13 protein-coding genes are annotated in these 15,190 nt (G+C 42.5%); 2 read left to right on the top strand and 11 right to left on the bottom strand.

The features are described from left to right. The 5 genes from I6E83_RS12950 to I6E83_RS12970 all read right to left on the bottom strand — a co-directional run. On the bottom strand, window positions 1-280 hold a 280-nt coding region (locus I6E83_RS12950; protein WP_227680777.1), incomplete at its 3' end, for a GTP-binding protein. A 224-nt stretch (window positions 281-504) separates the two neighbouring features. Beyond that, window positions 505-2,631, bottom strand: a complete 2,127-nt coding sequence (gene fusA, locus I6E83_RS12955; protein ID WP_197102445.1) for an elongation factor G — start codon at window positions 2,629-2,631, stop codon at window positions 505-507. 381 nt (window positions 2,632-3,012) lie between these two features. After that, entirely contained in the window at window positions 3,013-3,486 is a 474-nt protein-coding gene (gene rpsG, locus I6E83_RS12960; protein ID WP_110924207.1) for a 30S ribosomal protein S7, read from the bottom strand. Window positions 3,487-3,692: 206 nt separating this feature from the next. Continuing rightward, window positions 3,693-4,067 carry a 30S ribosomal protein S12 gene (rpsL, locus tag I6E83_RS12965; protein WP_011281154.1) on the bottom strand — a complete coding sequence of 125 codons (375 nt, stop codon included), beginning with the start codon at window positions 4,065-4,067 and terminating at the stop codon, window positions 3,693-3,695. 453 nt (window positions 4,068-4,520) lie between these two features. After that, window positions 4,521-5,642 (bottom strand): EcsC family protein, encoded by a 1,122-nt coding sequence (locus I6E83_RS12970; protein ID WP_197102447.1) that lies wholly within the window; start codon window positions 5,640-5,642, stop codon window positions 4,521-4,523. 653 nt (window positions 5,643-6,295) lie between these two features. Between I6E83_RS12970 and I6E83_RS12975 the strand changes: the two genes are divergently transcribed. Together I6E83_RS12975 and I6E83_RS12980 are read left to right on the top strand one after the other, a co-directional pair. Next, the gene (locus I6E83_RS12975) at window positions 6,296-7,531 is read left to right on the top strand and encodes a beta-ketoacyl synthase N-terminal-like domain-containing protein (protein WP_197102449.1); all 1,236 of its coding nucleotides are present in this window, start codon (window positions 6,296-6,298) and stop codon (window positions 7,529-7,531) included. A gap of 3 nt (window positions 7,532-7,534) precedes the next feature. Then, complete coding sequence (locus tag I6E83_RS12980) at window positions 7,535-9,259, top strand: anthranilate synthase component I family protein (protein ID WP_197102450.1); 1,725 nt, start codon at window positions 7,535-7,537, stop codon at window positions 9,257-9,259. 148 nt (window positions 9,260-9,407) lie between these two features. Here the strand turns inward: I6E83_RS12980 and I6E83_RS12985 are convergent, their stop codons facing one another. The 6 genes from I6E83_RS12985 to I6E83_RS13010 form a co-directional block, all read right to left on the bottom strand. Further along, window positions 9,408-10,013 carry a prolyl hydroxylase family protein gene (locus I6E83_RS12985; RefSeq protein WP_197102451.1) on the bottom strand — a complete coding sequence of 202 codons (606 nt, stop codon included), beginning with the start codon at window positions 10,011-10,013 and terminating at the stop codon, window positions 9,408-9,410. Next, complete coding sequence (hisC, locus tag I6E83_RS12990; protein ID WP_197102452.1) at window positions 10,014-11,135, bottom strand: histidinol-phosphate transaminase; 1,122 nt, start codon at window positions 11,133-11,135, stop codon at window positions 10,014-10,016. A gap of 86 nt (window positions 11,136-11,221) precedes the next feature. Further along, window positions 11,222-12,517 carry a histidinol dehydrogenase gene (hisD, locus tag I6E83_RS12995; RefSeq protein ID WP_197102453.1) on the bottom strand — a complete coding sequence of 432 codons (1,296 nt, stop codon included), beginning with the start codon at window positions 12,515-12,517 and terminating at the stop codon, window positions 11,222-11,224. Between the two features lie 216 nt (window positions 12,518-12,733). Beyond that, window positions 12,734-13,429, bottom strand: coding sequence for an ATP phosphoribosyltransferase (gene hisG, locus I6E83_RS13000; protein WP_197102459.1), 696 nt, complete (start codon window positions 13,427-13,429; stop codon window positions 12,734-12,736). 131 nt (window positions 13,430-13,560) lie between these two features. Beyond that, window positions 13,561-14,829 carry a UDP-N-acetylglucosamine 1-carboxyvinyltransferase gene (gene murA / locus I6E83_RS13005; RefSeq protein ID WP_197102461.1) on the bottom strand — a complete coding sequence of 423 codons (1,269 nt, stop codon included), beginning with the start codon at window positions 14,827-14,829 and terminating at the stop codon, window positions 13,561-13,563. A gap of 103 nt (window positions 14,830-14,932) precedes the next feature. Beyond that, entirely contained in the window at window positions 14,933-15,184 is a 252-nt protein-coding gene (locus I6E83_RS13010; RefSeq protein WP_110924198.1) for a BolA family protein, read from the bottom strand. Window positions 15,185-15,190 lie beyond the last annotated feature (6 nt).

The following is a 15,190-nucleotide window of genomic DNA, read 5'->3' on the forward strand; positions in this document are numbered from 1 at the left end:
TGATCATGTTTTTAACATAATCGGCGTGACCTGGGCAATCTACGTGAGCATAGTGACGTGCATCTGTGTCATATTCTACGTGTGAGGTGTTGATGGTGATACCACGTGCTTTTTCTTCTGGTGCTGAGTCAATAGACGCGTAGTCTTTGGCTTCGCCACCTGAAGTGATTGCAGCTACAGTCGCGATAGCAGCTGTTAGGGTTGTTTTACCGTGGTCAACGTGTCCGATGGTACCAACGTTGACATGCGGTTTTAGACGTTCAAACTTGGCCTTTGCCATGGGTATTTCCTCTTTTTTTGGGATCAAATGCTTGGCTCGTATAAATACGACAACTAAGGCAATCTTGACCTCATTAAGATAATTGTTAAAAAATCACACATACTAATGTGCAGATATTATAAGAAAATAACAGCCAATAACAAGTCTTTTAACAAGTTATTGGCGTATTTTTCGATGACGATATAATGATATTAGCTATATTGCCGTCTTTAATAAATTTTTACTTACTCGTCATCATCTTTATTGTTGAACTTAGAGATGATTTCAGCAGCAACTGATTTTGGAATCTCAGCGTACTTTTGGAATTCCATTGAATAAGTAGCACGGCCTTGTGACATTGAGCGCATTTGTGTGGCATAACCAAACATTTCCGCTAATGGTACTTCAGCACGAATCTGTTTAGTACCGCCAGGCAAGTCTTCCATACCCTGTACTAAACCACGACGACGGCTAAGATCGCCCATGATGTCGCCCATATAATCTTCAGGCGTTTCAACTTCTACTTTCATTACTGGCTCAAGTAGTGCTGGGTCAGCTGCCATGAAACCTTTTCTGAAGGCCATAGAACCAGCCATCTTGAATGACAATTCATCAGAATCGACATCATGATAAGAACCATCATACAAAGTCGCTTTTACGCCAACTACTGGGTAACCAGCAAGTACGCCGTTTTTCATGCGCTCTTGGATACCTTTATCAACGGCACCATGGAATTCTTTTGGTACAGTACCACCAACAACTTCTTCAGCGAATTCATACTCAGTATCGCCAGCTGGATCAAGTGGCTCAAGACGTAACCAAACATGACCGAACTTACCACGACCACCTGTTTGACGTACGAACTTGCCTTCTTGTTCAACAGTGTTACGAATCGTTTCACGATAAGCAACCTGTGGTGCACCGATGTTAGCTTCAACGTTGAATTCACGCTTCATACGGTCAACAAGAATTTCTAAATGCAGCTCACCCATACCACTGATGATTGTCTGACCAGATTCTTCGTCAGTATGTACACGGAACGATGGATCTTCTTTAGCCAAACGACCTAAAGCGATTGACATTCTTTCTTGGTCAGCTTTGGTCTTAGGTTCAACCGCTAGGCTGATAACTGGATCTGGGAATTCCATACGCTCAAGCGTGATAACATTTTGCTCATCACATAGCGTATCACCAGTAGTTACGTCTTTCATACCAACCAATGCAGCGATGTCACCAGTACGGATTTCTTGCAACTCTTCTTGAGAGTTAGCCATCATCTGTACGATACGACCAACGCGCTCACGCTTCATTTTAACTGGGTTATATACGCTGCTACCTTGCGTCAAAACACCTGAATAAACACGAACGAAGGTTAAGTTACCAACGAATTTGTCATTCATGATTTTGAATGCTAAAGCTGAGAACGGTACATCATCAGATGCTTCACGGAAGCCTTCTGACTCATCTTTGTCATCAAGGATACCGCGGATAGCAGGTACATCCATTGGTGCTGGAAGATACTGAATAACCGCATCCAACATCTTCTGTACACCTTTGTTCTTAAAGGCAGTACCACAAAGCAATGGGATGATTTGGTTATCGATAGTCAACTCACGGATAGCGCTGTTAATTTGATCTACAGTCAATTCGCCGTTTTCTAGATACTCATTCATGAGCTCTTCGTTTGCTTCAGCAGCACTTTCTACTAGATACTCGCGATACTCTTCCGCTTTGTCTTGTAGTTCAGTTGGAATATCGCGCTCGTCGTATTCCATGCCTTGAGACGCTTCGTCCCAATAGATAGCTTTCATGGTTACTAGATCGATAACACCTTCAAAATCTTCTTCTTTACCAATTGGGATAACCAATGGTACTGGCTTGCCGCCAAGACGAGTTTTGATCTGTTCGATTACACGATAAAAATCAGCACCAACGCGATCCATTTTGTTTACGAATGCAAGACGTGGAACTTTGTATTTGTTAGCCTGACGCCAAACAGTCTCAGACTGTGGCTGAACGCCGCCTACTGCACAGTAAACCATGCAAGCGCCATCAAGTACACGCATAGAACGTTCAACTTCGATCGTGAAGTCAACGTGACCTGGGGTGTCAATGATATTGATACGATGTTCATCAAACTGTTTTGCCATACCTGACCAGAAGCAAGTAGTTGCCGCTGAGGTGATAGTAATACCACGCTCTTGTTCTTGCTCCATCCAGTCCATGGTGGCTGCGCCATCATGTACTTCGCCAATTTTGTGGCTAACACCGGTATAGAATAAAACACGTTCGGTAGTGGTTGTCTTACCAGCATCGATGTGCGCTGAGATACCAATATTGCGATAGCGTTTTAGGGGAGTTTTACGAGCCATAGTGTTTTCCTAGGAAAAGTCGTGTATATAATAATGTATTGTGTCACTACCTCATACTCTATGACAAAGCGGTCAGCTTCATGACAAAGCAATCAACTTCGTAATATTACTTACTGATTATTAAGCCTAATACGGACAAAAAAAGAGCAAATACTAAGAATAGTGTGGCATCAAATTTGGGATACTCTCTCGTTAAACCTAGTTAATAGTTAAATAGTGTCTTTTTAGAGAAGCATCTTGATAGATGTCCGCCATCTTAGTTGTAAATAGCTTTTGACTATTAGCAACTAAATAAATGATGGCGGCAATCAATAGAATAAATAACAGTGTAAGACTGGTTAACTTTAGCCAACCAGTCTAAAGCTACTAGTAAACAGTAGCTTAGAAGCGGTAATGAGAGAATGCTTTGTTAGCATCTGCCATGCGGTGAACTTCGTCACGCTTTTTCATAGCAGCGCCTTTGCCATCAGCAGCATCATTCAATTCGCCTGCTAAACGCAGTGCCATTGATTTCTCAGAACGCTTAGCAGCAGCTTCAGCTATCCAACGCATAGCCAATGCAGTACGACGGGAGGGGCGTACTTCCATTGGTACTTGGTAGGTTGCACCACCAACACGGCGAGCTTTTACTTCTACCATTGGGCGTACATTTTCTAAAACGTCTTCGAAGAAAGATACTGGATCTTCGATTTTACGTTTTTCGCTTACTGTTTCAAGTGCACCGTAAACGATACGCTCAGCAGTAGATTTTTTACCATGACTCATTACATGGTTGATGAATTTTGCAACAGTTTGGCTACCAAACTTAGGATCCGGTAGGATCTCACGGGTAGCAACGACGCGACGTCTTGGCATAATAAATTTCCTTGTCTTCAGGAGTGTCTGACATTCACAATCTCGCACCAGTTATTAATCAGGTGGCGTTATATCGAGTTGTCAGTCAGCCTTACTGCACGGCGGTATGTTTTAACAGTGGATTACTAATTTAATAATACTGTCAACACCAGACCCATGCACAGTTAATGTTTGGTATAAAAAGCTTATCTAATAACGATTAGTTATTAAACTTTAGGCTTCTTAGCACCATATTTAGAACGACCTTGCTTACGGTCTTTTACGCCTGCGCAATCCAATGCACCACGAACGGTGTGATAACGTACACCTGGTAGATCTTTTACACGACCACCACGGATAAGAACAACACTGTGCTCTTGTAGGTTATGACCTTCGCCGCCGATGTAGCTTGATACTTCATAGCCTGAAGTCAAACGTACACGACATACTTTACGCATGGCTGAGTTAGGTTTTTTAGGAGTCGTAGTATATACACGAGTGCATACGCCGCGACGCTGTGGGCACGCTTCCAACGCAGGAACTTTTGACTTTTCCTTGATGGTTTTGCGACCTTTACGAATCAATTGGTTAGTTGTTGCCATGAGGCATCCTTCTCCCGTTTGGTATAAAACAAAAAAATGGGGTAATGCACCATCCATCTGACGTTAATGACAGATTTTCGGAGCACCCATTTTTAGGACAGTGTATTATAAAGAGTTGTTGCTGCTATTTCAACCACTTATGAGTGATTGTACTTTACAACATTTGATAGATATGCATTCAGCCTGTTGCTGTACCCACTTAGCTGCCTTTAATTAAAAGCCAACTAGAAAATAAGTCACTAAACGTGGCATAAAAAACAATATCACATGTGGTCTGAATAAGATGTTTGGTGATAAATAGACATCTATGGTAAGTAAATGGCGATATTATCTAAATTTTCAAGAGTTAAAAGATAATACCACCAATATTAATAGTTAGCGATTGGCCTATAATGACTTATAAACGCAACCTTATATAGAAAACTAAAAAATAGAGAGATGTTTAAATTGTCTTTATTTACTTTGCTTATCAGCAGACTTATCTGTTGCGTCGCTTGACGGGCTATCAGATGATTCATCTTGCTCATCTGTGCCATCTTTATTTTTAGTATTGCTATCTTTGGTATGCTTATCAGTACTTTCTTGCTCATCACTGCTAGCCGCTTTATCTACTTTTGCTTCGCTACTGCTATCATCCGTAATTGCACGATTTGCCAGCTTGGCTTCTGGTGCGAAAGTCGCTTGAGCCACGCCGATTACTTCATCAATTAACTGGCTGTTATAGTGCATGCCAATGACGACCGCTGTGGCTGGTAAGAAACGGCGTACCCATGATAAGTTGATTTGATCCAAATCAATGCCAACCTGACTGGCGATGTTATCAACTTGTTCTGCATAAAAATTAACGTTTTTGTTTTTCAGGCCTAGATTTTTGAGCTCGTTATGCAAACCACTATTTTGTGCATTATCAAGCAAGCCTTTACCAATACCGATACCAGCAAGCAATGCTTGTTTTTCTTGCATCTTGCTTAGATCTGCATTTGATAGCAATTCATAAGCCATCTTAATACCTTGGCTGCCTGTCAGTGGTTTGTTGTAAACTGCCGCCAATTGATAGACGGTACGTAATGATACTAGTAACAACCACAATGTATCAGCTAGCAATCCGGGCAGACCAGCCAATCCTGTCAAACCACCTATGGTCGCAAGTGCGCGGTTTTGATTGGCGATATCCGTGGCTAGCGCATAACGCTCTTCATCATCTAAACTAGCGATATTGGCAAAACGATGCTCACTAGGTAAATCAATCTGACTCCAGTTAGACGCAAGCTTTGCTATTTGCGCAAAAGCCCCATCAACGGTTGTCTGAAAAAAGCTATTTGGCACTACTTTTTTGGCATATTTGCCATAAGTCGCAAAACGTGGCCCTAGCAATTGCTGAGTCGCTTTAAGTGTTTGCTCACGAAACAAGTCTTGCTGGTAGTCTTCATCGCCCAAGTTAACCGCTTTATATTGACGCGGCTTGCTCGTCTTAGCATTGACACCGTCAATGATTGCACCCACGCGCTCTAGATTATTACGGGTCAGAGAGCCAACTGTTTTAATGCTTTTAGAAAGAATGCTACGCTTTGCCATCGTGATGTCCTTAATGTGGTGATTGATTTTATAATAATAGATTTTTACTTATAATTGATATGCTATCTTATCGAATGACTGTATTGAGTGTCAGTGCGAACAATGTTATCGCCATTACAAACTTTGTATCTAAAAGTATAACTTAATCACTAGTTGATGCTATGTTAAAGTTTATTTGTTCAGTTATATTCAAGTACAGTCCCATATGTCTCTGGTCGATGTATCGATGACTGCCTTCTTCATACTGCCTTTTATGTATTTAGTTTTTGGATAACATTTAACCTTAAGCGCTATTTTGTCGTTATTTTGCACTTGTACAAAGATTTTGGACGCCTGATACGTTATCATATGCCATAATTCACAGTACAGTTGTACTCGGATTTATAAAATACTTTTTGTACAGTACATCTAGACAATATATATAGACAATACATCGTTTAATTATGACAGCAATTATAGCTGCAACAGAAGCATTTGATAGTCAAAAATACGCTTTCTTTAACATATTCTTTAACACACTGTTTTGACACATTGTGGTTATGAGAGAGTGGTACGTTTGAGATCAAATAATAGAAGTAGATATTAAAAACGGTTATTAGAAATAATTTATTAACAGTAATTATCAAAAAATCGTTATTTATAAGGAATAGAATATGCGCCGCGTTGTTATCACTGGAGCAGGGATTGTCTCTTGTATCGGACATGATTTAGCCACTGTTACTGCTGCTCTTAAGCAAGGACAGTCTGGTATTACGTTCAATGACTCTTATGCTGAGCATGAGTTTAAGTCACAGGTCAGTGGTAGTATTGATAAATCAGTACTGGACACGTCTGCTATCGACCGTAAGCTTAAAAGGTTTTTTAGTGATGCCAGTCTCTATGCTTATGTTAGTGCGTTAGATGCTATCAAACAATCTGGATTGTCGCTTGATGTGATTAGCCAAAACCCACGTGTCGGTGTGGTTGCCAGCTCTGGCGGCGCTTCAACAGAAAATGTAGTCGCTGCTGTCGACGCCATGCGTGAAAAAGGTCTACGCGGTGTCGGCGCAATGGCAGTACCTAAGACTATGGGCAGCTCAGTATCAGCAGCGCTCGCAACAGGTCTAAAAATCCATGGTATCTCCTACTCTATCTCTTCTGCATGTGCGACTTCTACGCATTGTATCGGTCATGCTGCCGAGCTTATTCAACTAGGCAAAGCTGATGTTGTTCTAGCAGGTGGTAGTGAAGCTGAGCATTGGACTCAATCATGCATGTTTGATGCAATGGGTGCGATGAGCACTCAATATAACGACACGCCTAAGCAGTCCTCACGTGCCTATGATAAAAACCGTGATGGCTTTGTGATTGCAGCGGGTGGCGCGATGGTCGTCGTAGAAAGTCTAGAGCATGCACAAGCGCGCGGTGCCAATATCTTGGCTGAAATCGTCGGTTATGGTGCTAGCTCTGATGGAGCTGAAATGGTAGCGCCAAGCGGTGAAGGCGCCGTACGTTGTATGCAGCAAGCATTAGCTGAAGCTGGATTAGACAGCGTCGACTACATCAATACTCATGGTACCAGTACGCCTTTAGGTGACATCACTGAGCTTAAAGCAATTGCTAAAGCGTTTGGTGGTGATGTCAGTAAAGTCCCTGCTATCAGCTCAACCAAATCGATGACTGGTCATAGCTTAGGTGCGGTCGGTGCTCAAGAATTAATATATTGCTTACTAATGCTGCAAGAAGGCTTTATCGCACCAAGTATCAATATCGAAGAATTAGACCCTGCTGCTGAAGGCTTTGATATCGTCGCCCAAATGCGTGAAACGAAGCTTGAGACACTTATGAGTAACAGCTTTGGCTTTGGTGGTACGAACGCAACGCTAATCATCAAAAAGTTCGACGCGTAATCGATGCACGCAAAAAACCATAAGACTACTAAGCAGACTGATTCTGCTCTATCGCCAGCTACTAATCCTAGCTGGCGTTTTGGTGAGCTGCCTGCTGCAGAATTAATGCCACATTTACAGCGTTATCTGCTAGCACAAGATGCTAAAGCAAATTGGCAGCTGGTTTGGCTGAATAATAATGGACGGCCTGTCATTGGCTTACTTCCTAAAATGAGCTGGTCTGTTTATTTTAATATTGCTAATAATCAGTTACCTAATGAGCAATCAGCTACTTATAAAGTTATTCGACAGTGCCGTGATGTTGAAACGACTAACGATGCCGATAATAGTAATGCCATCACAACGGCCTATATGAGCTATGAGGAATGGCAAAATAGCTTAACGACTTATAGTAAAGATTATGAGACTGAAACTGATGACGTGATATCGACAACTGATATCACTAAAAATCCCAATTATCATCATGGCCTAATAGGGTTTATTGGCTATGACATTGCGGCTCATGAGCTAAGTCCAGCTGCCAATATTGAACTGGCAGCACAGCCTTGTGCGGTATTGGGTCATTACGATATTTACCTGTCACCTAAAGAAAATAGCAGAACTGGTTGGCAGTTAACCGTCAATACAACGGCTAACAGTCCAGGCAAAACCGTTGATGACGAGTGTAGTGACAAAGCGGTCATAGCGCTTATCTCATACTTAGACAGACTAGATAAAAAATTTTCTGACACATGCCTGAGTCAAAAACACCTTGAATCATCAAAACCTGCTCCTTTAATATTGCAAGCACGATGGGGCAAGCATGATTATCAGCAAGCTTTTGATCGCACCCAAGACTATCTGAAACAAGGTGACTGCTATCAAATCAATCTAACGCAAGAATGGCGTGGTCAGCTCGCTCATAAAACAAGCAATACCCAATCAACATCCAGTCTGATTGATTATTTGCCTATGCTCTATCGTAATACGCAGGCGCCCTTTGCCGGATACCTGTCGGTTAGTGGCATGAATGACAGTACAAATACTCCTAATAGACTCGCGAATCCTTTTGAATTATTAAGCTGCTCGCCTGAGTTATTTTTTACCTTTAAAAAAGATGCCAACACTGGCAAACATCACATCATCACTAAACCTATTAAAGGTACGATGCCGCGTGGTGCAACGAATGAACAAGATAACGGCTATAAAAACCAACTCAGTGATAGTGAAAAAGATCGTGCTGAAAATGTCATGATTGTCGATTTATTGCGTAACGATTTGGGCAAATATGCCAAAATTGGTAGCGTAAAAGTACCACAGCTATTTGCAATAGAAAGCTTTAGCAATGTGCATCACATGGTCAGCACTATCACTGCTGAGCTCAAAGAAAACACCCATCCGTTGGCAGTATTGTTCGGCAGTTTGCCTGCTGGATCTATTACTGGCACACCAAAAAAACGTGCCGTTGAGATTATATCTGAACTAGAAACAGCACCACGTGGTGCCTATTGCGGCACTATGGGTTATATGAATTTTGATGGTAGTGGTCAATGGAATGTACTGATTCGTACGCTGCAAGCCAACGCTTCATCACATAATGATTTGAATAGAGAAAAACACATCAGCTTATGGGCTGGTGGTGGTATTACAGTTGCATCTGATTGCGATGCTGAGTACCAAGAATGTTTAGATAAAGTAGGTAATCTACTTTCAGTACTTGCCCAAAAGAATCTGAGTAAACAACATTGAGTGTTGTTTTGAGAAGTACATAAAAATAGAGCCTGCTCAACACAATGTTGGCAGGCTTTACTTTTATTAGTCAGTATCAATACAACAGGGACGATTCGTTAATTCGTAGCCAATTCAGTATCAGCATGTAGTGTTGTTAAATCATTTATTAAAGACATATTGCTCGATACATGACATCCGTTCGTAGTACATACTTAACACCAGATATCACTGGCGCACCTTCATGGAACTGTTGATGTGCAAACAATAATGCTTGGCCTTTTTTCGGCGTAACAATATAGTTAGGTGTATCGTTATTATACCAACCACCTTGCCATTGATAAAATTTTGTCTCACCACCTTCGAAGTCGTCATTCAAGTAAAATAATAGCGTTAAGAAGCTCTTATGAAATTCATCTTGCTCATAAGCACCATCAAAGTGTGGTTTGAACGTTTGGCCTTCACCATAACGATAATAACGGAAACGTTCATTTAGCCCCGACAACTCCCATAAACCCTCATCCCATGTTTTTGGCAAATAACACGCCACTTGGTCAAAGAGCTCTTTTGCTAAGTCAGTATCATCAAATATGATACGGTCATTATTTCGAACACTCGTATCTGTCCGAAACTGATCGTTGCCTAACGTAATTTGTGCCTGCTCATACTGCTGAACTTCACTTTTTTCAATGAGTTTCTCACATTCCAGCTCATTGAAAACGTGATCAATAGTACAAATCAATGGTAAATTACGAATCACATTCAGATTTTTCATCTATGCGCTCATCGCGCGCAGCATAGTTAATGCATTGATCAAACGCTCATTCTGATCTGCTGTACCAACGGTAATACGCAAGTACTCATTGATACGCGGTTTGTCAAAATGTCGAACGATAATGCCCTGCTCACGTAACGCACTGGCCACAGCACTCGCATTGCCCTCTTTTGGACGTACAAATACAAAGTTGGCGTGTGACGGCAGCACTTTATAGTCCAAGGCTACTAGATCTGCTGTTAGTGACTCCCGCAGGTCAATAACCTGCTGACGCGTTTGCTCAAAGTATTCAACATCTAAGACACTGGCAGTCGCACCCGCTTGCGCTAACTTGTCTAATGGGTAGCTATTAAAGCTATTTTTCATACGGGTCAATGCTTCAATCAATGAGGCATTACCAAAGGCCATACCGACACGCAATCCAGCGAGCGAGCGTGACTTTGAAAAGGTCTGCGTCACAAGAATATTGTCATAATCATTGATTAAGCTTATGGCTGAGACAGTAGCATCTGAGCTATCCGCTTCTATCTGGGCAAAGTCAATATAAGCTTCATCAATCACGATCACTGAATTAGAATGCTCACTCGCCAATTTGCTGATATCCGCAAGTGATAGTAGCAATCCAGTTGGGGCATTAGGATTGGCGATAATGATACCGCTACAAGGCTGACGATACGCATCTGGACTGATACTAAAATCAGCATCTAAGGCAATTTGTACCAGCTCGATACCAAAGGTATGCGCATATACCGGATAGAAACTATAGCTAATATCAGGTGCTAAAACAGGACGCTCTTTTAAGAAAAAGCTAGCAAACACTAATGCCAATACTTCATCTGAGCCATTACCAACGAATACTTGATTGACATCGAGGTTATATAATCCTGCCAATGCACTACGCAATTCATCAGACTCAGGTGCTGGATACAAGCGCAAATCATCTGCTTGACGTTCCAACACTTTAGCGATGGCTTCCCCTACTTTTGGAGAAGGTGTAAATGGGTTTTCATTGGTGTTTAGTTTGCATAAATTGTCGTGTTGCGGCTGCTCACCTGGTGTATAAGGTGACAAATTACGTGCTTTAGATGACCAAAGTCTCGTGTCTATCTTTAATTCACTCATAAGTTATCCTACTATTAGCCACAAAAATTATTAAAAAAGATGTCAAAATCCATGACAAAATTAAATTTTACAGTATTCAAAAAATATTACTGATAACGATAACGAGCAGAGCGCGCATGGGCATCTAAGTCCTCACGCTGCGCTAAAATATCTGCCGTTTCAGCCAATGGTTTACTGCCTGCTTCACTACAATAAATAATAGATGATTTCTTTTGGAAGTCATAGACACCTAGTGGTGAAGAAAAACGTGCGGTACCAGAAGTTGGTAACACATGGTTAGGACCTGCACAGTAGTCACCAATCGCCTCAGGCGTGTGACGACCCATAAAGATAGCGCCAGCGTGACGAATGTCATTGAGCAGCTCATCAGGATTGTCTACTGACAGCTCTAAATGCTCAGGTGCCACCCGATTGATCACTTCAATGCCCTCTTGACGGTCTTTAACTAAGATAAGCGCACCACGGTTTTGCAATGAATCACGAGCAATATCAGCTTTTGGTAATTCTGCCAATGCTTTTTCGATCTCAGAAGCAACTTCAGCTAGCTGCTCTTCACTAGTCGTCACAAAAATAGCTTGGGCAATACGGTCATGCTCAGCTTGTGACAATAAATCCATCGCCAACCAATCTGCACGATCTTGCGCTTCACCCTCTGCATATACCAACACTTCAGAAGGGCCTGCAATCATATCGATGCCGACTTGACCGAATACTGCACGTTTGGCGGCTGCCACATACTTGTTGCCCGGCCCTGTAATTTTATCCACTGCTGGAATTGTCGCGGTTCCATAAGCCAATGCGGCCACAGCTTGTGCACCACCAATAGTAAAGACACGATCAACCTGTGCCAAATGCGCTGCTGCCAATACCAATGGGTTTAGCACACCTTTAGGCGCTGGCACCACCATGATGACTTCGGCAACGCCTGCTACTTTAGCAGGAATGGCATTCATCAATACCGATGACGGATAAGAGGCCAAACCACCAGGGACATAGATACCCACACGATCAAGCGGTGTGACTTTTTGACCGAGACGATTGCCTAGCTCATCTTCATATTGCCACGTCTCTTGTACTTGGCGCTCATGAAATGTCTGTACGCGTGTGGCCGCTGTCGTCAATGCCGTCTTGACGGTCTCATCAAGGTTGGCAAATGCCTCAGCAAGCGATTCTTTGGACAGCTCTAGCTCTTGCATCGTCGTCGCTGGATGCTGATCAAATTGCTGAGTCAAGGCTAGCACCACACTATCACCATCATGGCGAACTTGCGCGATGATGTCATCAACGGTCTTCAACAAGTCGGCATCATTAACGGTTTCAAAAGCAAGCAACTCTGTCAATTGACTGTCAAAATCGGCATCTTGGGTACTTAGTTGGCGCATGACCTAATCCTATGGCTGAAATTAATAATGTAATGGTAGCGTGTATTGAATATTAACAATAATTTGATGCCTTATACATCAGATTATACTGGGCTTTTATTCTCTGACAAGCAAATATGAAAAAACCAGTTTAGCACGCTATATCTATCATAGAGCACTAAACTGGTTTAAAAATTTGCATAACCATGCTTTATATTACCAATGATTGCCAGTGGCTTACGATGCACTAGCAATACTGTTTTTAAAGCTATCTAAAATCGGCTCAAGTAGTGCAAATTTACGCTTATAGCTGACTTGATTGACGATAAGGCGAGATGAAACATCACAAATGTGATCACGAGCTTCAAGCCCGTTCGCACGTAAAGTATTGCCAGTATCGACTACATCCACGATCAAATCACCGAGACCGACCAACGGAGCAAGCTCCATCGAGCCGTACAGCTTAATGACATCTACTTGCTGACCTTGGCTAGCAAAGTAAGCGCGTGCCACATTGACGTATTTGGTCGCGATACGTAGGCGACGATTTGGCAGTGGCGCATCTTTTACGCCAGCAGTCATCAGCTTACATTGAGCAATTTGCAAATCCAACAACTCATAAACATGATTGGCACCATGCTCAAGCAAAACGTCTTTACCTGCCACACCAAAATCAGCTGCACCGTGTTCTACATAGGTCGGCACATCACTGGCACGCAAAATCAATACACGTACATTGGGATTTGAGGTTGGGAAAATAAGTTTGCGCGAGGCTTCAGGATCTTCTAATAACTCAACACCAGCTGCGCGTAGCAGTGGCATAGTTTCTTCTAGAATACGGCCTTTTGATAACGCCAATGTTAAGCCTGAAAACTCATCATTTACTTCGTTTAATACACCGCTGGTTGGTAAGGCTTTGGTTGCTTCAGTCATAATGACATCGTATCCATGTACAGTTGACAGCCCCACTGAAGGGGGCTTTTAGTTGTATATTACTGAGCTTTTCGTGATAACACCAATTACATCCGTAGTGGACGAATTGGTGCTAGACAAGCCAGTTAATATTAATCGTTGGTATTAATACGTTCGATATTCACACCTAGCGCGCGTAGCTTGTTTTCAACGTCTTCGTAGCCACGATCAATATGGTAAATACGATCGATTAAGCTTTCGCCTTCAGCAGTCGCCGCCGCCATGACCAATGACATAGAAGCACGCAAATCAGTCGCCATGACTGGTGCAGCAGTAAATTTCTCAACACCTTTGACCACAGCGGTATGACCATCAACCTGAATAGAAGCACCTAAGCGATTAAGCTCAGGGACATGCATATAGCGATTTTCAAAGATATTTTCGATAAAAGTACTCGTGCCATCCGCAAGACAGCTAATCGCCATCAATTGCGCCTGCATATCAGTCGGAAAACCTGGATGTGGTTGGGTGCGAATATCAACAGCCAATGGACGGCCTTTCATCTGCGCACGAATCCAATCATCACCAGTGGTAATCACGGCGCCCATGGCTTCAAATTTTTCTAACACTGGCGTTAATAATAGTGCAGATGTATTTTTGGTCAATACATCACCGCGAGTCATCAACGCGCCAGCAAGGTAAGAACCTGTCTCGATACGATCTGGTACAACTGAATACTCACAGCCATGCAAGCGTTCAACGCCTTCAATGGTCATGACTGATGTACCGATACCGCTTATTTTAGCGCCCATCGCCACCAGCATATTGGCCAAATCAACCACTTCTGGCTCTAATGCACAGTTACCTAAAACGGTCGTGCCTTTGGCAAGTGCCGCTGCCATAATCACGTTTTCAGTACCGCCCACGGTAATCATATCAAATGAGAAGTTACAGCCTATTAGCCTGCCACCTTTTGGTGCCTGCGCTATGACATAACCATTCTCTACGCTAATCGTAGCACCCATCGCTTCAAAAGCTTTTAGATGCTGATCAACAGGGCGTGAACCAATGGCACAACCGCCTGGCAATGACACTTCTGCTTCGCCAAAACGCGCCAGCAATGGCCCAAGCACTAATATCGACGCACGCATGGTTTTGACCAAATCATACGGTGCATAAAAATTATCGATATCTTTGGTATCGCACGTAACAGTATCGCCCTGTTTTTGGATTTTGATGCCCATGCCGCCGATCAATTCAATCAATGTGCGCACATCTTGTAGCGATGGCACATTGTGTAATGTCGTTGGAGTCTCGGCTAATATCATAGCCGCAAGTAACGGCAACGCGGCATTTTTGGCGCCTGAGATAGTAACTTCCCCTGCGATACGACTACTACCAGTGATTAAAAATTGATCCATAGAGGTGACAACCTAGCGATGAGTGTAAAAAATGGTGAAAATTAAACTTATAACCAACCACCTAAACGGTCAGTTTAAAATGTTCAATCATATATATAACGGTTTAGCCTTTTGACTGGATATCCCATTCAGCAGGCGTTAATGCTTGAATATTGAGCGCATGAATATCGCCACTCGCAATCTTATCATTGACCAATGCATAAATCGCTTGTTGACGTTGAACGGCACGCTTGCCCTCAAAACTGGCATCAACTACACGTACATCAAACTTATTACCTTGATTGGCAGCTTGAATAAAAGCATCTGGGAAGTGTGTTTGTAAAAAGGCAATCAAATCGTCAGCGTTCATGCTCATAGAATA

It is taken from the genome of Psychrobacter sp. SZ93C1, from assembly GCF_015864635.1.
Lineage (GTDB): Bacteria > Pseudomonadota > Gammaproteobacteria > Pseudomonadales > Moraxellaceae > Psychrobacter > Psychrobacter fozii.